20 protein-coding genes are annotated in these 20,692 nt (G+C 65.0%); 11 read left to right on the forward strand and 9 right to left on the reverse strand.

Annotation, left to right across the window (positions count from 1 at the left end; translation table 11 throughout):
* The coding region (locus NQJ30_RS14925; RefSeq protein ID WP_441339098.1) for a copper amine oxidase at window positions 1-526 on the forward strand (526 nt) is incomplete at its 5' end.
* Window positions 527-655: 129 nt separating this feature from the next.
* Window positions 656-1,303: a DUF5134 domain-containing protein gene (locus NQJ30_RS14930; RefSeq protein WP_255770766.1), complete on the forward strand. Its 648-nt coding sequence runs from the start codon at window positions 656-658 to the stop codon at window positions 1,301-1,303.
* A 244-nt stretch (window positions 1,304-1,547) separates the two neighbouring features.
* Here the strand turns inward: NQJ30_RS14930 and NQJ30_RS14935 are convergent, their stop codons facing one another.
* Window positions 1,548-2,135 carry a TetR/AcrR family transcriptional regulator gene (locus NQJ30_RS14935; RefSeq protein ID WP_255770768.1) on the reverse strand — a complete coding sequence of 196 codons (588 nt, stop codon included), beginning with the start codon at window positions 2,133-2,135 and terminating at the stop codon, window positions 1,548-1,550.
* Between the two features lie 310 nt (window positions 2,136-2,445).
* Here NQJ30_RS14935 and NQJ30_RS14940 point away from each other — a divergent pair, with 310 nt between their 5' ends.
* Both NQJ30_RS14940 and NQJ30_RS14945 read left to right on the forward strand, forming a co-directional pair.
* Window positions 2,446-2,775 carry a cupin domain-containing protein gene (locus NQJ30_RS14940; RefSeq protein WP_255770770.1) on the forward strand — a complete coding sequence of 110 codons (330 nt, stop codon included), beginning with the start codon at window positions 2,446-2,448 and terminating at the stop codon, window positions 2,773-2,775.
* Window positions 2,776-2,888: 113 nt separating this feature from the next.
* Entirely contained in the window at window positions 2,889-3,251 is a 363-nt protein-coding gene (locus NQJ30_RS14945) for a cupin domain-containing protein (RefSeq protein WP_255770772.1), read from the forward strand.
* A 443-nt stretch (window positions 3,252-3,694) separates the two neighbouring features.
* Here NQJ30_RS14945 and betT read toward each other — a convergent pair whose 3' ends face one another.
* The 4 genes from betT to mptB all read right to left on the reverse strand — a co-directional run bounded on the left by betT (window position 3,695) and on the right by mptB (window position 9,355).
* Window positions 3,695-5,791: a choline BCCT transporter BetT gene (gene betT, locus NQJ30_RS14950; RefSeq protein WP_255770774.1), complete on the reverse strand. Its 2,097-nt coding sequence runs from the start codon at window positions 5,789-5,791 to the stop codon at window positions 3,695-3,697.
* 649 nt (window positions 5,792-6,440) lie between these two features.
* Window positions 6,441-6,821 carry a cupin domain-containing protein gene (locus tag NQJ30_RS14955; protein WP_255770775.1) on the reverse strand — a complete coding sequence of 127 codons (381 nt, stop codon included), beginning with the start codon at window positions 6,819-6,821 and terminating at the stop codon, window positions 6,441-6,443.
* Window positions 6,822-7,077: 256 nt separating this feature from the next.
* Complete coding sequence (locus NQJ30_RS14960) at window positions 7,078-7,674, reverse strand: TetR/AcrR family transcriptional regulator (RefSeq protein ID WP_255770776.1); 597 nt, start codon at window positions 7,672-7,674, stop codon at window positions 7,078-7,080.
* Window positions 7,675-7,720: 46 nt separating this feature from the next.
* Complete coding sequence (gene mptB / locus NQJ30_RS14965) at window positions 7,721-9,355, reverse strand: polyprenol phosphomannose-dependent alpha 1,6 mannosyltransferase MptB (protein ID WP_255770777.1); 1,635 nt, start codon at window positions 9,353-9,355, stop codon at window positions 7,721-7,723.
* A 214-nt stretch (window positions 9,356-9,569) separates the two neighbouring features.
* Here mptB and NQJ30_RS14970 point away from each other — a divergent pair, with 214 nt between their 5' ends.
* Window positions 9,570-11,096 (forward strand): SulP family inorganic anion transporter, encoded by a 1,527-nt coding sequence (locus NQJ30_RS14970; RefSeq protein WP_255770778.1) that lies wholly within the window; start codon window positions 9,570-9,572, stop codon window positions 11,094-11,096.
* Window positions 11,097-11,106: 10 nt separating this feature from the next.
* Here NQJ30_RS14970 and lhgO read toward each other — a convergent pair whose 3' ends face one another.
* Both lhgO and NQJ30_RS14980 read right to left on the reverse strand, forming a co-directional pair.
* Window positions 11,107-12,309 carry an L-2-hydroxyglutarate oxidase gene (lhgO, locus tag NQJ30_RS14975; RefSeq protein WP_255770779.1) on the reverse strand — a complete coding sequence of 401 codons (1,203 nt, stop codon included), beginning with the start codon at window positions 12,307-12,309 and terminating at the stop codon, window positions 11,107-11,109.
* A gap of 55 nt (window positions 12,310-12,364) precedes the next feature.
* Window positions 12,365-13,516, reverse strand: a complete 1,152-nt coding sequence (locus NQJ30_RS14980) for a GGDEF domain-containing protein (protein WP_255770780.1) — start codon at window positions 13,514-13,516, stop codon at window positions 12,365-12,367.
* 204 nt (window positions 13,517-13,720) lie between these two features.
* On the opposite strand from NQJ30_RS14980, the gene NQJ30_RS14985 reads away from it, so the two are divergent.
* Both NQJ30_RS14985 and NQJ30_RS14990 read left to right on the forward strand, forming a co-directional pair.
* The gene (locus tag NQJ30_RS14985) at window positions 13,721-14,296 is read left to right on the forward strand and encodes an NADPH-dependent FMN reductase (RefSeq protein ID WP_255770782.1); all 576 of its coding nucleotides are present in this window, start codon (window positions 13,721-13,723) and stop codon (window positions 14,294-14,296) included.
* Window positions 14,297-14,467: 171 nt separating this feature from the next.
* A complete protein-coding gene (locus NQJ30_RS14990; protein ID WP_255770783.1) occupies window positions 14,468-14,938 on the forward strand; it encodes a MarR family winged helix-turn-helix transcriptional regulator in 471 nt (156 codons plus the stop codon).
* Window positions 14,939-15,003: 65 nt separating this feature from the next.
* Here the strand turns inward: NQJ30_RS14990 and NQJ30_RS14995 are convergent, their stop codons facing one another.
* Window positions 15,004-15,657 carry a response regulator gene (locus tag NQJ30_RS14995; RefSeq protein ID WP_255770784.1) on the reverse strand — a complete coding sequence of 218 codons (654 nt, stop codon included), beginning with the start codon at window positions 15,655-15,657 and terminating at the stop codon, window positions 15,004-15,006.
* Window positions 15,657-17,030 carry a sensor histidine kinase gene (locus tag NQJ30_RS15000; protein WP_255770785.1) on the reverse strand — a complete coding sequence of 458 codons (1,374 nt, stop codon included), beginning with the start codon at window positions 17,028-17,030 and terminating at the stop codon, window positions 15,657-15,659. Before NQJ30_RS15000 ends, NQJ30_RS14995 begins: the two co-directional genes overlap by 1 nt.
* 168 nt (window positions 17,031-17,198) lie before the next feature.
* Between NQJ30_RS15000 and NQJ30_RS15005 the strand changes: the two genes are divergently transcribed.
* The 4 genes from NQJ30_RS15005 (at window position 17,199) to NQJ30_RS15020 (ending at window position 20,613) form a co-directional block, all read left to right on the forward strand.
* Window positions 17,199-18,371, forward strand: a complete 1,173-nt coding sequence (locus tag NQJ30_RS15005) for an ABC transporter permease (RefSeq protein ID WP_255770787.1) — start codon at window positions 17,199-17,201, stop codon at window positions 18,369-18,371.
* Window positions 18,372-18,403: 32 nt separating this feature from the next.
* Window positions 18,404-19,213 carry an ABC transporter ATP-binding protein gene (locus NQJ30_RS15010; RefSeq protein WP_255770788.1) on the forward strand — a complete coding sequence of 270 codons (810 nt, stop codon included), beginning with the start codon at window positions 18,404-18,406 and terminating at the stop codon, window positions 19,211-19,213.
* Between the two features lie 229 nt (window positions 19,214-19,442).
* Complete coding sequence (locus NQJ30_RS15015) at window positions 19,443-19,829, forward strand: hypothetical protein (RefSeq protein ID WP_255770790.1); 387 nt, start codon at window positions 19,443-19,445, stop codon at window positions 19,827-19,829.
* A 79-nt stretch (window positions 19,830-19,908) separates the two neighbouring features.
* Entirely contained in the window at window positions 19,909-20,613 is a 705-nt protein-coding gene (locus tag NQJ30_RS15020) for an alpha/beta fold hydrolase (RefSeq protein WP_255770791.1), read from the forward strand.
* Window positions 20,614-20,692 lie beyond the last annotated feature (79 nt).

Raw genomic sequence — 20,692 nt, forward strand, 5'->3', positions numbered from 1 at the left:
GTTCATGGCCGTGGACCGGCTCCTGGAAACCGAACAAGCCGCGATCCGCAAAACCGACTCGGCCAAACACCGGTTCTGGAAAATCGCCAACCACGACTCCCGGAACATCGTGGACGAACCCGTCGCGTACCGGCTGATCCCCACCAACGGGATCCAGCTCGCCGCCGGCGACGAGTCCTACGTCTCCAAACGCGCCCAGTTCGCCCGGAATAACCTCTGGGTCACCGCCTACGACCGGACCGAACGCTTCGCCGCCGGCGAATTCCCCAACCAAGCCACCGGCGCCGACGACGGCCTGCACATCTGGACCCAAAAAGACCGGAACATCGTCGATCAAGACCTCGTCGTCTGGTACACCTTCGGCATGCACCACGTCGTCCGCCTCGAAGACTGGCCCGTCATGCCCCGCCAAAACATCGGCTTCATGCTCGAACCCCACGGCTTCTTCGACCAAAACCCCACCCTCAACCTCCCCAGCAACATAGAGGCCACCACCAACGGACAATGCTGCAGCACGGACAAGTAAGGCTCTAAAGCTGACCCGTTAGAGCTGGACAGGGAACACCCCTAACCAGGACGGTCCCCGGCGCTGTGCGAACAGCACCGGGGACCGTCTTGCACCCACCCAAAACCCAGTAGTGAGAGCGTGATCCGCGTGTTCAATATCCCCGCCATTACCTGGGCCCTCACGGCCATCCTGCTGCTCTGCGGGAGCTACCACTTCCTGCAAGCCATACGATCCCGCCGGCGCGCGGACAGGATCAACCAGGGCCTTCATGGCCTCATGAACGTCCTGATGGCAGCCATGTTGTGGAACCTCGCGCCGTCGACGATGCTGGCGCAGATCGCGGTGCTCGCCGGCGCGGCGCTGTGGTTCGTCATTCAGGCGATCGCCCGGCCGGAGTTGAAAGCATTCTGCGCAGGCAGCCAAGGCAGGATTAAGTGCATTTACCACAGCCTCAGCATGGCCGGCGCGGCGGTCATGATCGCGATGATGGGCCTGGCCACCACCGGCCACAGTCCGTCGCACAGCTTGGCCATGCCGAACTCCCACCACGCAATGGCCGCCGCAAACCCCGGCCCGGCGGCAGCCACCCTTGACCATGCCCCGGGGCTGGCGTTCCTGCTGACGGTGCTCTTCGGCGCCGCGGCTGCAGTCTTCATGGTGCTTTTAGTGCGTCGCCGCACCACAAAAACCGCCATCCGCCACGCAACCGCTTCGCGGCTTGCCATCCGTGCCGAGCACGGTCTGGAGGCCCTCGGCGCCGCAGTCATGGCCCTGATGTTCGCCACCATGTCATGACGGCTGCGATTGAGCGGCTGCCGCCATTGCCGGGCGCCGTGGGCACCCCGCCGCCCGGCGCGCCACCCTCCCTTACAGAACAGACTTGCGACTCAACCCTGGAGGGCGGGGAGTGCTTCTTCTGCACCGGCCCGGAGACAGACTGAGCGCAGCAAACCCGGGGCCTTCCGTTGTGTCACGCGGAAGGCCCCGTGCCACTTAAGAGGCTTGTGCCACTTAAGCGGGCAGGACAAAAGGTGCCCGTTTAGACGCCGGCCTTGATGAGGAGCGCGTCAATCATCATAAAGAACTGGGAGCGGTGATCCGCAGCTTTCGGGTCGGTCATGTATTGGATGGCCGCGCCGTCGTAGATCATCAGGAAGAGCCGAACCATCGTGGGGAAGTCAATGAGGCTCTGATCACCGTTGCTTTGGGCGGCGGTGGCGAATATGGTTCCCAACTCCACTTCATAGGCCGGGTATATTTTGGCGGCCAGCGGACTGACCGCGGCATTCCGCGTTGCCCAGAGAATGAGTTCGATCTCCGAAAGTATGCTTGCGGGTTCTTCTTCGAGTGCACGCCAATAACCTTCGCCCACCTGTTCAACGGCTTTACGAAGTCCCAGGTGCACCGGCACACCACTGGAAAAGCGGCTCAGGTTCCTGAACCACGCCTCTGCGGCCGCATCCATGAGTTCCTCTTTATTGCTAAAGCAATAATGGGCGGTGGCCAGCGGCGCATTTGCCTCCTTGGCAATAGCCCTAATGGTTACCGACTGAACACCCTCACGGCGCATAAGTTCGACAGTCGCCGCAATCAGCTGTTCTTTTCGTTCTTCCGCAGATACCCGCATGGCCCACTCTCCAGTCTCCCGTTTTGGCCCGCCAGGGACACTTCCTTAAAGACTATTGCCTGGCCGCAAGAAAGGGTCAATATTTGCGTCTGGAACGATTGACTTGAACGCACGTCCATGTAAAGTAAAGACATCACAGTGACCTGCATCACGCATGATGCGAAGTCGCTCGTATTCATCACAGCATGCCGCCATGCAGACTCCCCCACTGAAGAAATGGTCATAGACAATGGTCACTACCACCCCTCAGCCCCCGACGTTGACGACGGGGGAACCGATAGATTTCTGGCCGGCGCAATCCCTGGCGCCCATGAAGGACCACTGGCAGGGCCTGCGCTGCAGGTTCATTAACTCCGCCCCGGAAGGCCCGTGGGATGACTTCATCCTCTCGGAATGGGAGTTGGATGCCTGCGCATGGGAAGATTTCCACCCCCACACCGAGACGAATTTCGTCCTGGAAGGCGAACTTCATATCGAGAGTGAAGGCGAAACTGTCGTCCTCAGACCCGGCGATTCGGCACGGGTAAATCCAGGACGCAAGGGCAGATACTGGGCGCCCGTCTACGCACGGATGGTCACCATTTACGGCCCCAACCCCGCCGGCCTGGAATCACATTCCTTCCGATACTTCGAAGTCTGAACCCAAGCCAACGCTCCAGGGCCGAATGAGAAAGCTATTTCCTGGCAAGCGGGTAAATACAACCAAAACAAAATCGGGAAAGCGCTCGATAGCAGCCACGAAAGGCAAAACAAATGGCACAACATACAGCTTCAATCTCCGCAACCCTCATTCGCGATGCAAAGAATGTTACGGAGCTGGACGATTGGGGCCCCTGCCCCGAAGCCACCGGACACCAGATGGACACCCGTGGAGCCTACCTTTGGCAGGACGGGAAGGGAGCCGAGTCCGGCATTTGGGAGTGCACAGCCGGACCGTCCCGCTGGGTTCTGGAGACCAACGAATTCGTCCATGTCATTTCGGGTTCCATGACCATAACGGCCGACGACGGCGAAGCGCAGTTCGTGGGGCCCGGCGACACGGTCTTCCTCCCGCGGGGCTGGAGCGGCAACTGGGAGCTTCACGAGACACTCCGCAAGCTCTACGTGATCTTCTGACCACCGCACAGGGGCCCCGCTGGAACAACCGGTCCGCACAGGCGGCAGCCAGGGCTCCCTCCAGTGCAGCTTTCACCAAACAGTGCCCAGAGGCCGAATCGGCCGCTGGGCACTGTTTGGTTTAATGGTCCGTAGCTGTCGGACCTATGACGGAGGCCTCAGCGACCCCGGATCCACGAAGGCAATCGTGCCGAGAAGGGTGATGTTATAGCTGAGCTTCAGGATCCACGCATCGCTGTTGCCTTCCAAGCCTGCCCGCACGGCCACAGTCGCGGCAGGAAGTCACGGCTGGAAGTCACCAACGGGGTGAACCAGACATGGATATGGAAAGGACATGGTGGCAACTTAGTCGCCCACCATGTCCGTTTCCGTATCCACTGTCACTCCTTGCCGCGGCGGCCAACCTGCCGCCGTCTCCCAAAGAGCCGGTCCGTAGACTCCCCCTAAGTGAGGCTGCCCGTGGCCGGCGGTGCCGGCGGGGTGAGGAGGGTGGGGTGGTCGTACTGGCTCGAGTAGGCGAGGAAGCCCAGGTGGTCCTCGTACCGGTGCAGCACGTCCTCCATGACCTGCTGCTGTGTCACGCCCATCAGGTCATAGCCCTCGGAACCGGTCTGCGCGAAGACCTCCACCCGGTAGTAGACATCGGTTTCCCGGTTCTGATGCCGGCCAAACTTCGGCACTGGGGCCTGGACGGCCTGGACCTGATAGTGGAAGTCGCGGTGGTCGGGGATCGTGACCACCAGAACAAGACTGGAGACACCCGTGTGTTCGTTCGGGAGGGTGTGCAGGGTTGCCTCGTGGCCCTGCTTCGTGAATTCCTTGAGGGCTTCGGCCAGCGCCGGTTGCGCTGTGGCTTCGATAAACGCCGCCGCCTCGTTCTTGGACGGGTAAGAGCGTACGCGGGCCAGCCGCTGGCCCCAGGTGCGGTCCTCCGTGTGACCGCCGTGCACCGCGAGCGACTGCCGCCGCAGCACGCGGCCCGCACGTTCGGCCCGTTCCATCCGCAGCGCTTTGGTGAACGAGGCCATCACCAGCCAGGCGATGATCGTCACCGGCAGACCGAAGATCAGGGTGGCGTACTCCATGGTGGTCACTCCGCCGGCCACCAGCATCGCGATGGTCAGCAGGGCAGTAACCAAGGCCCAAAAGATCCGTAGCCACTTGGCGCCGTCCTGGGTGGAATTGGTGATATTCGAGGAGAAGTTGGACATCATCATGGCGCCGGAGTTGGCGCTGGTGAGGTAGAACAGCATGCCGGACAGCGTGCCCAGGCCGATGAGGAGGGGCGCTCCCGGGAACATCCCCAGCAGCGCGTACCAGCCCTCTTGCGGGTTGGTGATGGCCAGCTCCGCGAATGCCGTATTCCCGGCCAAAACCTCATGCAGGGCGCTGTTGCCGAAGATACTCACTACAAGGAAGTCGCATAGCACCGGGAAGGTGATGGCGGCGATGACGAATTCCCGCAGCGTACGTCCACGCGAGATGCGGGCAAGGAAGAGGCCCACGAACGGGCCCCAGGCCAGCCAGAACGCCCAGAAGAACAAGGTCCAGCCGCCCATCCACTCCGAGCCGCCGTCCTGGTACGCGAAGGTCTGCAGGGTACGTTCGGGCAGGGTGAAGATGAATCGACCGATGTTTTCCACCAGGGAGTTGAGCAGGAACGAGGTCTGTCCGGTCACCAGCATGTACAGCAGCAGGGCCGCTGCGCTCCAGATGTTCAGCTCCGCGACCCAGCGGATCGCCTTGTCCACCCCGGAAGTGCAGGCCGCGATGGTCAGTACGACGGCGACAATCACCAACGCGATCTGCAGCGCCAGCCCCTCTTCGAGACCGAACATGATGGAGAAACCGACGTTCAGCAGCACCACGCCGATCCCCATGGCCGTGGCCACCCCAAAAACGGTGCCCACCAGGGTGATGATGTCGATCGCGTCGCCAATGCCGCCCTTGACGCGTTTGCCGAGCAGCGGATACAAGGCGGCCCGGATGGACAGCGGAGTGCCCCAACGGTAGGCGAAATACCCCATGGCCATGCCCAGGAGCGCATACATCGCCCAGCCGGCGATACCGTAGTGGAACATGGTCCATACCACGGCCTCGTGGGCCGCCTCGGCCGTCTGGCCTGCGCCCTCCGGCGGATTCATGTACTGCGTAATGGGTTCGGTCACGGAGTAGAAGAGCATGTCGATGCCCACACCGGCCGCGAACAGGTACGCCACCCAGGTGAATAGCTTGTACTGCGGCCGGGAGTGGTCCGGGCCCATCCGGACCGAGCCCACCTTGGACAGCGCCACCCACAACACAAACCCGATGACGACGGTGACAGTCAGCACGTAGAACCAGCCCAGGTTCTCCGCGATCCATGACACCACCGTCTTCATGGTGGACTGGGCGCCGGCAGGCATCAGCATCGCCCAGATAGAGAAAGCAATAATAATGACTGACCCGATGATGAAGACCCGCCAGTTGACCTTCGGCGCGCGCTCCTTGGTGAGTTCGGCGGGCGCCGTGTCAGGTTCTTTTTCGATGATCGTACTCAAGTCCAGCTCCAATTCTTGGTCTCTGCTGCGTGAACGCAGCACATCGTGATGGTGTTCTCGGCCTTTTGCTGGTAGATCAGGTGGAAATCCGATGCAGAGGGTGCCGCTCGAACTCCTGACAGGGAGCAGCGGCCCGCAGAGGTGCCCTCAGGGCACAGGTCAGGGACATTTCTCCTGCTTTTTTGAGGGTCTCCAACAGTGAAGTCCGGCCGGAGCTCTGTATCTGATGCCGCTGCGAGCAGTTCATCGCGAACGGTTCACGGACGTCGAGCCCGGCAGCCAAAGGCTTCTGGAATGCGGCAGGCCTTTCGGCCAGCCAGGATTGCGGGCCTGTCTGAGGAATATGTCCTGAGCGCAGGCAGGCCCCGGACGCAAGGGTGAATATCAAGCTTCTGAGTCGTGAGCTTTTCCGTCAGAACCTTCTGGAAATCGCCACGGTCATTTCATCCGGCCGGGACCGGTACCGCCTTCGACCCGCAGGACGGAGTTGGTGTGTTGAGAGGGAATGCGGGCCTCGGGGGAAGGGTGATTATGTACCCGCGCCCTTCCCTGGAGGACCACACGGTTGCTGCCGGAGCCGGGGAGGCTGTGGACCACCGAACGGTCCACAGCCTCCCCGCAGGCGCGGTGCGCCTGCGGGGAGTCCGCCTTACGGGTTGAAGGTGCGGTCGCCGGCGAAGAACCCCAGGCCGTATTCCGGGGTTTCGAACTTGACCGTGGTGCCCTTGGGGAAGAACAGCACGTCGCGTTCCTTGGCGTGCGTGACCTCACCGGTGGTCTGGTCCGTGAGGATGAACTCGCCCTTGATGACAACCTTCATTTCGTCGTAGGTGTAGGTGTACACCAGCGGCTCGGAGGCCTTCAGCTCGAAGAAGCCGGCGCACATGACCGAACCTTCGGGGTTGTGGAGGGAGTCGCCGATCGCGGCGATCGTTCCGGGCTCGTCCATCGACGGCAGGCCGATGAAGCCGTTCTCCACTTTGTGGATGGCGCCGGCCTTGCTCAGGGTTCCTACGAGAGTGGTTTCCATGATGACTCCTATAAATAGTGGGAAAGAAAGGTCAGAGCTGGTCTTCGTTGTCAGAACTGGTCGATCTTTGATGCAGGTAGGACGCGACTGCGTTCAGGTTGGAACCCCATGGGGCTCCCGAGGGATCGCCTGCTTGCCTGAAGCCTTACCCGGCAGCACTCCACCTTGAGTCCCGCCGGTGTGACGTCAATCACGCTTGTTCGTCTCCAAAACTTTGACATGAACAGCTGTTCAAGTCAATGGTTCAAGAGGAAGATTAATTGGCGTGGGGACGGTGGTCTGCGATCAGCCCGGCGGCCATCCGCCGGGCCCGGCGGGCGGCCAGCTTGTCACCTTCGGCAGCGGCGATGATGGAGCCCTTCATAAGGATGTGCCACGAGAGGGCGAATGCCTCGGAGTCTTCCAGCTCAGCCTCATCGGCCAGGATACGAACCTGCTGGCGGATGCGGGCCAGGTATTCGATGCTCGCCTTACCCAAAGGATGCGCAGCCCCCATTTCCAGCAGCACTTTCACGAAGGAGCAGGCTTCGAAATCATCATCCTGGAACCACTCGTCGTAGACATCGAAGATGGCAAGCAGCTGGTCCTCAGGGTTCTGTGCCCTTCTCCTGGCCTCCGGGACCACCGATCCCATCATCCACAGCTCGTCGCGCCGCTTCAGGAAAGCCAGCACCAGATCGTCCTTCGACGGGAAATGCCGATAGAAGGTTGCCTTGGCTACCCCGGAGGCGCGGATCAGCTCATCGACCCCCACATCGCGGATCCCCCGGCGCGAAAACAATCCGTAGGCGGCAACCACAATACGGGTGTGGACATCATCAGGAGCTTCAAGGTCGTCTGCGAGTGTCCTCATGCCAGCGAATTCTACCTTCGCCGCCCGGGGATTCGGCCTTGCCGAGTCAGCGCTTTGCGGCCCGCTGGTCCCGCACCCAGCCCCATGCCCGTCCGGCCCAGTCCAAGGGCTTGCCCTCGACCAGCAGTTTCCGCGTGTGAATGTCCAGCACCAGCAGGTAGAACGTAAAGAGCAGTGCGGTCACGAACGCCAGCGAGGACGCATTAATGGGCAGTTCCACGAAGGACCACACAGAGAGCTGGTCCTGCGCGCCGAAGACCACAAAGAACGTCACCACCACATACAGGCAGCGGATCTGCCAGTCGTTCCGGATGCCCGTCACAGCCAGGAACGGCAGGAACCAGAGGATGTACCAGGGCTGGATGATGGGCGAAAGCATCACCACTGCCGTGAAGGCGAGTGCCAGCCGCCGCACGGCCCTGGAGTAGTCACCGCGGAACATCAGCAGCAGCACCAGGCCGATGGCGGCCCACTTCATGCCGGTCCGCAGCAGGTCCGCAAAGGTACCGCCAGGCAACCCCAGCACGTTGCCGAGGAACTCAACCTGCTGCCCCAGGAAACCAGATGGAGAATAACCCGTGTACCCCGGCGTCGGGTCCATGATCGCCCAAACCCAGCCCAGGCCAAGGTTGTACGGGATGCCGCTGACGGCCAGCACACCAAAGCTGATTCCCGCCGTCGCGCCCCAGATGAGGAACTTCCGGGTCCACGAGGCACCGGGGCCGGCCCACATCACCCCGATGAACGGCAGCAGCAGGACTGTGATCGGCTTGATCCCGATGGACGCCGTCACCAGTAATATGCCCGTGAGGTAATGCTTTGTCGCAGCGAAGTAGACGCCCGCGACGGCGAGGCCCACCATGAGTGCGTCGTTGTGGGCGCTGGCCACAAAACTGATCAGGAACAGCGGGTTGGCTACCGCGATCCAGAGTGCCCGGGCGCCGTTGATGCCGTGAAGTTCCGCGAGTTTGGGCACGTAGATGACACAGAGGACCACCCCGGCGCCGGCGAGCAGCCGGAACAGGAACACAGAAATGTCAGGCTGGGCCCCCGTCAGGCCCACCACCCCCCGGGCGAGCCACAGGAAGTAGGGCCCGTAGGGAGTCCTGTTCTCCGCCCAGGCCGGGTCCGCCCCAAGGGAGAACCAGTTGCTGAGCGTGGAGATGCCTACCTCGTATGGGTTCTGGCCCTCCATGACCAGCCGCCCCTGGCCGGTGTAGGCGTAAACGTCACGGGAAAAAATCGGGACGGCGAGCAGAAGCGGGGACGACCAGGCGGAAATGGCGATCACCACGGACCGCAGCGAATGCTCCCCCCAGTCCCCCAGCCGCTGGCCCAGCCGCAGCCAGGACCGCATCAGCAGCATGGCCCCGACGGTCAGCAGGACCGTGGAAAAGGTGACGCCCCAACCCTCGGTCCGCAGCGCGATGACCACGGGCTGGCGGATCATGGGCGACCCGTTGGCAATCCAGCCGGTGCCGAGGGATCCCAGGAACATCATCAGGGCACCAAAGAACCCCTGCCAGATGGCGATGTAGGCCCGGCGCTTGGCCGGCTGCCCGGATACCGGTGCACTGGCTGCGGGCGCGGCGGACTTCGGCAGCTCTGTCCCGGCCACTGTCTTGTTCGACGGGTCCGGGAAAGTCTCCGAAGTGCTCAGGTGCGAACCGCCTGCCGTCATGTCCTGTGTGGTCCCCTACTTACGTTACGGCGCTGGCCGGACCAGCTATTGACCGGTCTACAACCACGCCATTTTAGCAGTTGGGATGCGGCGTCCCCCAGACTGGTAGGAGCGGACGCGAACCCAATCTCCCGTCGAAACGGCGCGCGCCCCGTACATTCCCCGAAGGCCGAAGCCGCCAAAGCGCGCTTCACCAGCACGATTGGACCCCGCCATGGCCGTACGAAGCGTCCCGGACACCCGGACCAACACGCCCCTGCAGCTCCAATCGGTCCGCGCCACATTACGTTCGCCGCGACGGCTTAAGACCGAGGCCCTCGCCGGACTGGTGGTGGCGTTGGCCCTGATCCCGGAGGCGATCGCTTTCTCGGTGATCGCCGGCGTCGACCCTCGGATCGGCCTGTTTGCGTCATTCATCATGGCCGTCACCATCTCGTTTGTCGGCGGGCGGCCGGCCATGATTTCGGCGGCCACCGGCGCCGTGGCCCTGGTGATTGCCCCGCTGATGCGCAGCCACGGCCTGGACCACCTGATCGCGGCCGTGATCCTGGCGGGCGTGTTCCAGATCCTGCTGGCCGTCCTGGGGGTCACCCGGCTGATGCGTTTCATTCCACGTTCGGTGATGGTGGGTTTCGTGAACGCGCTGGCCATCCTGGTGTTCATGGCCCAGCTCCCCGAGCTCATCGGCGTCCCGTGGATGGTCTACCCGCTCGTGGCGGTGGGCCTGGTCATTGTGGTGGGACTGCCGAAAATCACGACGGCGGTGCCCTCACCCTTGGTGGCCATCGTGGTGCTCACCCTCTTCACGGCCCTCGCCGGGGTGGACGTCCCCGCAGTCCAGGACAAGGGCGCACTGCCCGAGAGCCTGCCGTCCCTGTTCATCCCCAACGTTCCGCTGACATGGGAGACGTTCCAGGTCATTGCCCCGTTCTCGCTCTCCATGGCGCTCGTGGGCCTGCTGGAATCGCTGATGACCGCCAAGCTGGTGGACGACATCACGGACACCCGGTCCAACAAGACCCGTGAGTCCTGGGGCCAGGGCGTGGCGAACATCGTCACCGGCTTCTTCGGCGGCATGGGCGGCTGCGCCGTGATCGGCCAGACCATGATCAACGTCAAGGGCTCCGGTGCGCGGAGCCGGGTGTCCACCTTCCTGGCCGGCGTCTTCCTGCTGGTCCTGGTGGTGACACTTGGCGGGGTGGTGGGCATGATCCCCATGGCCGCGCTGGTGGCCGTGATGATCTTCGTTTCGGCCATCACCTTTGACTGGCATTCCATCGCGCCGCGGACGCTGCGCCGGATGCCCAAGTCGGAGACCGCCGTCATGCTGATCACCGTCGCGGTGGTTTCCGTGACGCACAACCTCGCCATCGGGGTGGGCGCCGGGGTCCTGGCGGCCATGGCGCTGTTCGCCCGGCGGGTGGCGCACTTCGCCACGGTGGAGCGGACCGTCGTCGAACTTAACGGCGAAAACGTGGCTACGTACACAGTGGACGGCGAGCTGTTCTTCGCCTCCTCCAACGACCTCTACACCCAGTTTGAGTACGCCCTGGACGCCGGGCCGGACATCGCCCGCGTGATCGTGGACCTGCACGCCTCGCACCTTTGGGACGCGTCAACCATTGCGGTGCTGGACTCGGTCACGGAGAAGTACCGCCGCCACGGCCGCGAGGTGGAGCTGATCGGCCTGAACGAGGCGAGCGTCCGGATGCGGGAGCGGCTGGCGGGGAAGCTGAACTGAAACCCCGGGCTCAGGCACGCACCTGCAGGTAGTTCTCCACGAGGTGGTCGGCGATCGCTATGCAGGATGTGGCCGCCGGCGAAGGCGCGTTCCGCAGCAGCGTCACCGCCCCCACCTGCTCCACGGCAAAGTCGTCCAGCAGCGAGCCGTCCCGGCCCCACGCCTGCGCCCGCACGCCGGAGGCCGTCTTGGCAGTCAGGTCGGACATCTCGAGCTCGGGGATGAAGCGCCGTGCCTTGCGGAAGTAGATGGCCTTGACCAGCGAGGCACTGATCTCGTCCAGGCCCATCCGCCAGTGTTTCTTCGCCAACGCGCCGGCTCCGGGCCACCGCAAGGATTCCCAGGTGTCCTTCGCCGAGACCGACAGCCAGCCATAGCCTTCACGCGCCAATGCGGGTACGGCGTTCGGCCCCACGTGGACGTCGTCGTACACGCCGCGGGTGAAGTGCACGCCAAGGAAGGGAAAACGCGGGTCCGGGACGGGATAGATCATCCCGTTCACCAGGCTGTTCCGCTGCGGGTCCAGCGACCAGTACTCGCCCCGGAAGGGGAGGATCTTTGGTGACGGATCGGCACCCAGCAGGCGCGCCACGGCGTCGGACTGCAAACCCGCGCAGGCGATGAGCCGGTCGAAGACATGCCCGGACGCAGGCGTCCGGACGCGCACTTTGCCGCCGTCCGCCGCAATCCCGGTCACCTCCTGCCCCAGCAGGATGGTGCCGCCGGCCGTCCTCACGTCCTGCGCCATCGCTTCGGTGATGGCCGCGAAATCGACGACGGCGGTGTGCGGCGAGTGGACCGCCGCCACGCCTGCCGTGTGTGGTTCAATTTCGCGCAGTCGGTCAGCATTGTCGAGGCGGTTGAGGTCCGGAACCCCGTTGGCCCTGGCCCGCTTCTCGATTTCCGCCAACGCGGGCAGTTCCGATTCGTCCACGGCCACCACCAGCTTGCCAACTTCCCGGTAGGGCAGGTTCTTCTCCAGGCAGTATTCCCTGAGTGCTGCCCGTCCGGACACGCACAGCCGGGCTTTAAGGGATCCGGCCGCGTAGTACAGGCCGGCGTGCACAACGCCTGAGTTGTGGCCGGTCTGGTGCGCGGCGAGCCGGTGCTCCTTCTCGAAGACCGTGACGTCCCCCAGCCCGCGCTGCAGAAGGGACCGTGCCACGGCGATGCCTACAATGCCGCCACCGATGATTCCAATGCGTTCGCCCACGTCAACGTGTCCTTATCCTCGCGGTCCTGACCCGAGTATAAGAGCCTGGGGAGCTTCAGCCGCGGCGGTCGCTGTGGACTGTTCGGTTCCGTCCCAGGGACTTGGCCGTATAGAGGGCCTCATCCGCTGCGGCGATGAGGTCTTCCACATCGGCGGTTCCGGCGTCATACAGTGCCACGCCGTAGCTGACTGTGGGCATCTCGAGTCCGTCGGCGGTGGGAACCTGGGCGAGGCGCCGGCTGATTTCCTCCGCGATGTGCTCGGCGCGGAGGGCTGAGCCTCCCGGGATCAGGAGGACGAATTCTTCCCCGCCATACCTGCCCACGAGGTCCGTGGACCTCACCGTGTCCTGGCATGCCCCGGCGAACGCCTGCAGGGCGAGGTCACCGGCAGCGTGCCCGTGGGTGTCGTTGACGGCCTTGAAGTGGTCCAGGTCCGCAAGGATCAGGGCACCGGTCCCCTGCGTCACGGCGCGGTCCTTCAACAGTCCCGCCGCAAGGTCCACGAAGGCCTTGCGGTTGAGGAGGCCGGTCAGGTCATCGCGGGTGGCCACCATTCGCAGGGCGCGGGTCTGCTGCTCGGTACTTAGCCCCGCCATGCTAAAGGACACCACCACCAGCAGGACCATGGTGATCATGGTGGTCACCGCGGATCCGAAGTACGTCACAAAAATGGGCCCGTGCTGCCCTTCCAGGAGGAAGAACACCAGCCTGGCGAGATAGAACGCGGAAATTGCTGCCGCTGCGGCGGCCATGGGCACGCGGACCCTCGAATATCCCGGCTCCAGCCGCCAGAGCTCCTGTGATGCCAGTCCCAGAGTCAGGCACATCCCTGCGAGGAAGACGGCGCCGCCGGCCCAGACGTTGGTGGCAGGATGATCGACGGCCGTGGCCACCAGTGTGGCCACCGGAACGGCCGTGAACACCCACCGCTTCGGCGGCAGCTCCCGAAGCGAGCGTGCGCCTGCCCAGACGGCAACGCCGCCTTGGACCAGCAGGACGTTGCCCAGGGGACCGGCCCACCACTGATGAGTGGTGCCGTTAAGCAGGAAGGCGGCGGAGCCGCCGAGGAAAAACAGCAGGGCGAGGCACCACCAGCCGCTGTATGGCGAACGCGTGATGCGGTAGGACGAAAAGTAGAACAGCAGTCCCAGCACCAGGGCCATCACACCGAAGGCGATCCTGAGTGTTGCTGTGTCAAGGACCATTTCCGAAGCTCCCCCAAACGTCGCTGTGATGCAACCCCCAGTATCGCACCGCCGTCGGACAATCTGCCCTGCCAGCTCCGAACGCCGCCCGGTGACCGGCCCCACAGCCGCGCCCTGTTTACAAAAATAGTTTCCGCGAATATAGTTGTATCTTGAAGCGTTGCGGAGAACCTTCCGCTCAGAGATCCATCAGAGGAGAAGTTCATGACTAAGATCGCCATCGTCACCGGAAGCACCCGTCCCGGCCGCAACAACACCGGCGTGGCCGAGTGGGTCCTCGCCCAGGCACAGCAGCGGACCGACGCAGAGTTCGAGCTCGTCGACATTGCCGACTACAGCCTGCCCCTGCTGGATGAGGCCTACCCCGCCGCATACCAGAACTACCAGAACGCCCACACCATCGCCTGGGCCGCCAAGATCGCCGAGTTCGACGGTTACGTCTTCATCACCCCCGAGTACAACCACTCCGTGGCCCCGGCCCTGTCCAACGCCCTGTCCTACCTGAACGCCGAATTCGCGAACAAGGCAGCCGGCATCGTCTCCTACGGCTCCGCCTTCGGCGTCCGCGCCGTTGAGCACCTGCGCGGCATCCTGTCCGAACTGCAGATCGCCCACGTGCAGAAGACCGGCATGTTCTCCCTGTTCACCGACTTCGAGAACTTCTCCGTCTTCAAGCCCACCGAACTGCAGGCCCAGACCCTGGCCCCGGTCCTGGACCAGCTCGTGCCGTGGACCAAGGCCCTCGAAGCTGTCCGCGCCGAAGCTTCCGTCGCCGCGTAACTTACGCATACCCGAGCGCCGGTGCTTCGGCGGGCCAACCGCCCGCCGAAGCACCGGTTTTCGTTCTTAAACCGGGCGCGCACCAGGCTGCACCACCGCCCGTCCGGATGCCGGCCACATCATGAGAAAGACACTTAAGTGCGGCGTATTATGGCCGTGGAAAGGGATTCCATGCCAGCCAAGCAGAAAAACACCCCGACCACCGGGGACCTGGATGTGATTTCGCAGTGGGGGCTGGTCATCGAAGGCTTCCAGAACACCAACAAGAAGGTCCACGCGGAAGTCTCCTCGGCGTTCTCGCTGGAACCGGCCGAAGCCGAGACGCTCCTTCGGCTGGTCCGCACTCCCGGCGCCCGGATGCCCATGGCGAAACTGGCCAGGGAAGTGGCGTTCAGCAACGGCGGGTTCACAAAAATCGCCGACAGGCTGGCAAAACGGTCCCTGGTCCAACGCAGCCCCTGCGCCGAGGACCGCCGCGTTGTCTACCTTGAACTCAGCAAGCAGGGCACGGAAACCGCCAACCAACTGGCCTGCTTCATCGCCGGACTGGTCCATGCCAACTTTGTGGACGTCCTTGGCAAGGAACGGGCACAGCTCGTGGCCGAAGCCATGGCCGAACTCCGGGACGCCTGCGGCAGCTGATCCTTGCCTGTTAGCTGTGCGGGCGAGCCATGCCCGCCCGGCTCCCCACGGTTCCCCTGGATTCCCTACTGCCCCGGCGCCCGGATGATCCGGCGTTGCGCCGCCACCGCGATGGCGGAGGTCCGGTTGTCGACGCCGAGCTTGCCGAAGATGTGCACCAAATGGGTCTTGACTGTGGCCTCGGAGATAAAGAGCTGCCGCGCGATGGCCCTGTTGCTCAAGCCTGTTGCCAGCAGTTCCAGCAACTGCACCTCGCGCGCCGTCAGGGCGGTTTCCGGGCTGCTGATCCGCGACATCAGCAAGGCGGCCACCTTCGGTGCCAGCGCCGTCTGACCGGCCGCGGCGGACAGCACCGCCTGGCGGATCTGATCCGGCGGCGCATCCTTGAGCATGTACCCGCTGGCGCCCGCCTCTACCGCTGCGAGGATGTCCGCCTCCGTGTCATAAGTGGTCAGGATCAGGACCGGAGGTGCGGACTCCAGCTGACGGATCGCTGCCGTGGCGGTAACCCCGTCCATCCCCGCGCCCATCTGCAGGTCCATCAGCACCACATCCACGCGCTCCCCCAGCGTCCGGAGCCGCGCCAGTTCACGCAGCGCAGCATCCCCGTCCGCCGCCTCGGCGGCCACAGTGAAGTCCTCAAATTCGGTGAGCATGGCGCGCAGCCCGGCACGGACCACCGGATGATCGTCCACGAGCAGCAGGTGCAGGGTCCCCATCAGCGCGGCTCCCGCGCCGGACCCGGCACTCCGTCGGGAAACACTTCGCCGGCAAGCACCCCGCCAGGCGTCAACCCGCCCGCAGGAACCTCGCCGCGGAGCGGCAGCCGGATTGCGACCACAGTCCCCTCCCCCGACGCAGATTCAACCTCCAGTGAACCGTTCAGCTCCGTCACCCTGGCACCCAGCGAGCGCAGCCCGAATCCGCTGCCGTCGGGGCGGCCAGCCGCCCCGCGACCGTGAGCTGCGGGCTCAAAGCCCGTGCCGTCGTCGTACACATCCAGGGTGACTTCATCCCCGAGGAATGCGAGGGTCACGACGGCGGTGCGCGCCTTCGCATGCTGCCTCACGTTGGCGAGGCTGGCCTGGGCAGCCCGGAGCAGGGTGACACTGTACTGCGACGGTAGTTCGGCAGTGTCCCCCACCAGCTCGAACCGGCAACGGAGCCCCTCCCCGCGGGCGGCCGCCAGCGTTTCTGTTTCGCTGCAGAGCCGCCGGAGCGTTTCAGACAGTGATGACTCCTGCAGCCGGGGCGCCGTGAGGCCGCGGACAAAGCTGCGGGCCTCGGCGAGGTTCTCCGACGCCGTCTGCTCGACCAGCGCGAACCGCTCGGCGGTGGTGGCAAGATCTCCGGCCGCCAGGGACTTCTCCGCCGCGCGGGCCACGAGGACGATGCTGGAGAGGCCCTGCGCGAGGGTGTCGTGGATTTCGCGGGCCAGGCGTTCGCGCTCGGCGGCGACACCGGCCTCGCGCTGCGTCCTCGCCAGCTCGGCCCGCGTGCTCCTGAGCTCATCCGCGGCGAGCCGTTGCGCCTCGCCCTCGAGGTACAGCGCCCGGTAGGCGAGTCCGGTGACCACGGCGAACCCGGCACCGAGCACCGGGCCCAGCACCATCGGCAGCGTGGGTGAGGGCAGCCCGCTGGCCGCCCACTGTGAGGCCACTACGGCAATTGTCATCAACGGAATGGTGAAGAGCGCGACACGGCGGGGCAGCACATGCAGATGCAGGAAGAACAGCGGAAAGGCGACCCAGGAGAACTCCGCGCTGCCGGCGAGGAGCGCGCCCCACAGCGCTGTGACCAGCCCCAGCCACAGCAGGGCGTAAGGGTGCGGATTGAATGATGAACGGCCGGCGGCGTAACGCTTCTCCGCCGCCGTACCGGCGAGGTAGGTTGCGGCCAGGGCGACGGCGAGCGCGGACCAAAGGTAGCGCCGCGCTCCAAGGGGAGTTCCGGCGTCGGCCGGTCCGTCCACCAGGTGCAGCCGCAGGATGGCGACGAGCAGCAGCACGGCAAATCCCACATGCAGCGTCACGCGCAGGAAGCGCAGGACGGCGGCCCCCGACGGGGTGGTCTGTGGGTCCGCGGCAGGCATTCCCTCAGCTTAGGCGCCAGAGTCCACCGGCGGATCAATCAAAAGGTTGACCGGCGGCTCCACCCTTCGTCCCCCCGGGATCAACCACCTGCCCGATGTGGGCTGCACCGGTGCGCGGGAGAGTGGGTTGAGAAGGAAATCCCTCCCTGAAATTGAAGGAAGTTCAACGTGTTTCTCGCTATTCGTGACATCCGGTTCGCCAAAGGCCGGTTCGCCCTGATGGGCAGCGTGGTGGCCCTGGTGACGCTGCTGCTGGTGCTGCTGTCCGGGCTGACTGCCGGCCTGGGCGATCAGTCCACCTCCGCGATCGGGAGGCTGGGCGCCGGGTCCGGTGCCGGTGGCGGCACGCCCGACGGCGGTGCGTCCCGGCCGGTGGACAGCATCGTGTTCGGCGCCCCGGGCAGTAATGCGCCGACGGCGTCCTTCACCGAGAGCGAGGTGACCGCCGCGCAGGTGGACAGCTGGCAGCATGCCCCCGGCGTGGCCCGGGCAGAGGCTCTGGGGATCAGCCAGTCCCGGCTTCAGGCCGGCGACGGCGGAACCGCCAATGTGGCGGTGTTCGGCGTCGCGGCGGACGGGCAGTTGGCGCCCGCCGCGACGCGGGCCGGGACGCTCGTGATCGGCTCCACCGTTGCGGCGGACCTCTCCCTCGCCGTGGGAGACACCGCCAGGGTGGGTGGCACCGACCTGACCGTCACCGCCGTCGTGGATGACCAGTGGTATTCGCACACCGGAGTGGTGTGGACGGCGCTGCCAACCTGGGCCGAGGTGGCGCATATTTCACCGGCCGGCGGCAGCGCGGCGGTCAGCCGCACAGCAGCGGGAAATCCGCCGGTGGCCACCGTCGTCGCGGTGACCTATAAGGACGGGGCTGTGGTGGACGAGGCAGAGGCCAACGCGATGGCGGGCACCGTGAGCGCCAGCCGGACGGGTTCGTTCCAGGCGCTCGGTTCGTTCAGGAGCGAGAACGGATCGCTGATGCTGATGCAGGCATTCCTGTACGGGATTTCGGCGCTGGTGATCGTGGCGTTCCTGACCGTGTGGACTGTCCAGCGCACCCGGGACATCGCCGTCCTCAAGGCCATGGGCGCGTCCGGCGGCTACGTGCTGCGCGACGCCATCACCCAGGCCGCCATTGTGCTGGTGGCCGGTGCGGGGCTGGGCGGGGCGGTCGGTGTCCTGGGCGGTTTCGCGGCAGCGCAGGCCGCACCGTTCCTCGTCACGCCCGCCACCACGCTGCTGCCGGTGCTGGGGATTGTTGCCCTTGGCCTGGCCGGCGCCGCGTTGGCGGTCCGGCGGGTCACCACGGTGGACCCGCTGATCGCCCTCGGCGGCAACTGATAACTCCTCATCCTCCCGAAAGGTCCCTCGTTATGTCTCTCTCCTCCGCCCCTGTTACCTCCCGTCCCGGTTCGGTTACCGGCGCCGCACTCCCCCTGGTCCTGGGCAACGTCACCCTCGAGTATCCCGACGGGGGCGGAACCATCAAGGCCCTTGACAATGTCAGCCTGGGCGCCGCGGCCGGGCAGATGGTCTCGCTGGTGGGACCGTCCGGATCGGGCAAGTCCAGCCTCCTCGCGGTGGCCGCCACCCTGGTCCGCCCTACCTGCGGGCAGGTGGTGATCGACGGAATCACCACGGCGGATCTCAAGGATGCGGAACTGACCGCGCTGCGCCGGGACAAAGTGGGAATCATCTTCCAGCAGCCCAACCTCCTGGCGTCACTCACCGCCGTCGAGCAGTTGATGATTGGCCACCACCTGCGCGGCAGGCCGCTGAGGGCTGCCCGTTCGCGGGCGCTTGAGCTGCTGGGCCTCGTCGGACTGGACGCGTCCGCGCAGAAGCGGCCACACCAGCTCTCGGGCGGCCAGCGGCAGCGGGTGAACATCGCGCGGGCGCTCATGGGCAGCCCCAAGGTGCTGCTGGTGGATGAGCCGACGGCGGCCCTGGACCATGAGCGCAGCGCATCGATCGTCGGGCTGCTCCGCCGGGTCACGGATGAGTTCAGGGTGGCCACCGTGATGGTCACCCACGATACTGAGTTCGTGCCCCTGACGGACGCAGTGGCCGTAATGCGCGACGGCGGCCTGACGGCGCCGTCGACGGGGCATAATACTTCGATATCGGAAGGTCAGGTAGGGCCCTTTGTCCCTACTCGGGAGGGGCCGGCCGGCGTGAACTGAATTAGTGCTCCGGGCAACAACCTCCGGAGTGACCTGAGGTCCTGCAGACCCGGACCTCCACCCGCCAGCAATCCTGGCGCGATGCCATCAAAAAATTTGATTCACGCATTTCTGCCCGGCGACTCCCCCGTCGCGCCGAATGCTCCCGGGGCACTTGTTTTACCAGGTGCCCGGCCGCCGGAGAATTCACAGGGGACGGGGATGCGGGCATTCCCAAAGGATCACGCTCATGAGCAATAAGGCAATACGCATTATCGGATCGGCGGCCGCCACCGCTGCTCTGGGACTGGGTGCCAGCGCCCTTCCCGCCAGCGCCGCCGTCGGTGCCTCCACCAGCGAGTCCACCAGCGCCTGGAACCAGGCTTCGTACCAAAACCGGCACCACATGAAGGACTACAACAAACACGACTCCAACCATGGCTGGTTTGACAACGAGGACCGGTTCCACGATTGGGCCGACGGGGATGGCTGGCGCGATGACGCCGGCAATTGGCGCGCCGACAACGACCACAACGGCTACTGGACAGGCCATGACGGCTGCCGCCACGACAAGGACGGATGGTGGGACCACAGCGGACACCGGCACGATAAAGGGGAACACCACCGCACCTGGTGATCCAAACCCTGAACAGGTACGCCACGTGGCGCACCGTCAGCCCTACTCCGGGGCCGGTACCCCGGAGTAGGGTTCCGTCATGGACATCATCCTGGTACCCGGCTTCTGGTTGGACGCGTCCTCATGGGAGGAGGTGACGCCTGTCCTCGAGGCGGCGGGGCAAACAACCCACCCCCTGACGCTGCCCGGCCTGGAATCGGTGGACGCATCCCGCGCCGGCATCACGCTCAAGGACCACATCGCCGCCGTCGTGAATGTTGTGGACGGCCTCGACGGCAAGGTGGTCCTGGTGGGGCACTCCGGGGGCGGCGCCGTGATCCACGGGGTGGCTGACGCGCGGCCGGACCGCGTGGCCAGGAACATCTACGTGGACAGCGGGCCGCTGGGCGAGGGCGGTGTCATCAACAACGAGCTGCCTGCCCACGGTGAGGACGTCCCGCTGCCGCCGTGGGACGGGTTCGAGGACGCCGACCTGGTGGACCTCACGGAGGGCCTGCGCCGGAACTTCCGGGCGCGGGCCGTTCCCGAACCCAAGGGTGTGGCCTACGGGAAGCAGCGCCTGCACGATGTCCGCCGGTACGACGTCCCCGCGACGGTGATCACCTGCCAGTTCCCGTCCGCACTCCTCACCGAATGGATCGACGCCGGCCACCCCTTTACCGCGGAACTGGCCAGGATCCGCGACGTCGAGTACGTGGACCTTCCCACCGGTCACTGGCCCCAGTTCACCAAGCCCGCGGAGCTGGGACAGGCGATCCTGGCGGCGGTGGAGCGGACGGGGTAAGCGGGCTGGCCCGAATCCGCGGCGCCCCCGGCGCACGCAAAAGGGCATGGCCGGCGGTGTCCGCCGGCCATGCCCTTAG

It is taken from the genome of Pseudarthrobacter sulfonivorans, from assembly GCF_024391045.1.
In the GTDB taxonomy this organism is placed as follows: domain Bacteria; phylum Actinomycetota; class Actinomycetes; order Actinomycetales; family Micrococcaceae; genus Arthrobacter; species Arthrobacter sulfonivorans_B.

Bases quoted from the DNA above. Each gene is read 5' to 3' on its own strand.
- NQJ30_RS14940 (WP_255770770.1), top strand. From the start codon at position 2,446: ATGAAGGACCACTGGCAGGGCCTGCGCTGCAGGTTCATTAACTCCGCC.
- NQJ30_RS15015 (WP_255770790.1), top strand. From the start codon at position 19,443: ATGAGCAATAAGGCAATACGCATTATCGGATCGGCGGCCGCCACCGCT.
- NQJ30_RS14970 (WP_255770778.1), top strand. From the start codon at position 9,570: ATGGCCGTACGAAGCGTCCCGGACACCCGGACCAACACGCCCCTGCAG.
- NQJ30_RS15010 (WP_255770788.1), top strand. From the start codon at position 18,404: ATGTCTCTCTCCTCCGCCCCTGTTACCTCCCGTCCCGGTTCGGTTACC.
- NQJ30_RS14945 (WP_255770772.1), top strand. From the start codon at position 2,889: ATGGCACAACATACAGCTTCAATCTCCGCAACCCTCATTCGCGATGCA.
- NQJ30_RS14960 (WP_255770776.1), bottom strand. From the start codon at position 7,674: ATGAGGACACTCGCAGACGACCTTGAAGCTCCTGATGATGTCCACACC.
- NQJ30_RS15000 (WP_255770785.1), bottom strand. From the start codon at position 17,030: ATGCCTGCCGCGGACCCACAGACCACCCCGTCGGGGGCCGCCGTCCTG.
- NQJ30_RS14990 (WP_255770783.1), top strand. From the start codon at position 14,468: ATGCCAGCCAAGCAGAAAAACACCCCGACCACCGGGGACCTGGATGTG.
- mptB (WP_255770777.1), bottom strand. From the start codon at position 9,355: ATGACGGCAGGCGGTTCGCACCTGAGCACTTCGGAGACTTTCCCGGAC.
- NQJ30_RS14995 (WP_255770784.1), bottom strand. From the start codon at position 15,657: ATGGGGACCCTGCACCTGCTGCTCGTGGACGATCATCCGGTGGTCCGT.
- NQJ30_RS14955 (WP_255770775.1), bottom strand. From the start codon at position 6,821: ATGGAAACCACTCTCGTAGGAACCCTGAGCAAGGCCGGCGCCATCCAC.
- NQJ30_RS14935 (WP_255770768.1), bottom strand. From the start codon at position 2,135: ATGCGGGTATCTGCGGAAGAACGAAAAGAACAGCTGATTGCGGCGACT.
- NQJ30_RS15020 (WP_255770791.1), top strand. From the start codon at position 19,909: ATGGACATCATCCTGGTACCCGGCTTCTGGTTGGACGCGTCCTCATGG.
- NQJ30_RS14985 (WP_255770782.1), top strand. From the start codon at position 13,721: ATGACTAAGATCGCCATCGTCACCGGAAGCACCCGTCCCGGCCGCAAC.
- NQJ30_RS14980 (WP_255770780.1), bottom strand. From the start codon at position 13,516: ATGGTCCTTGACACAGCAACACTCAGGATCGCCTTCGGTGTGATGGCC.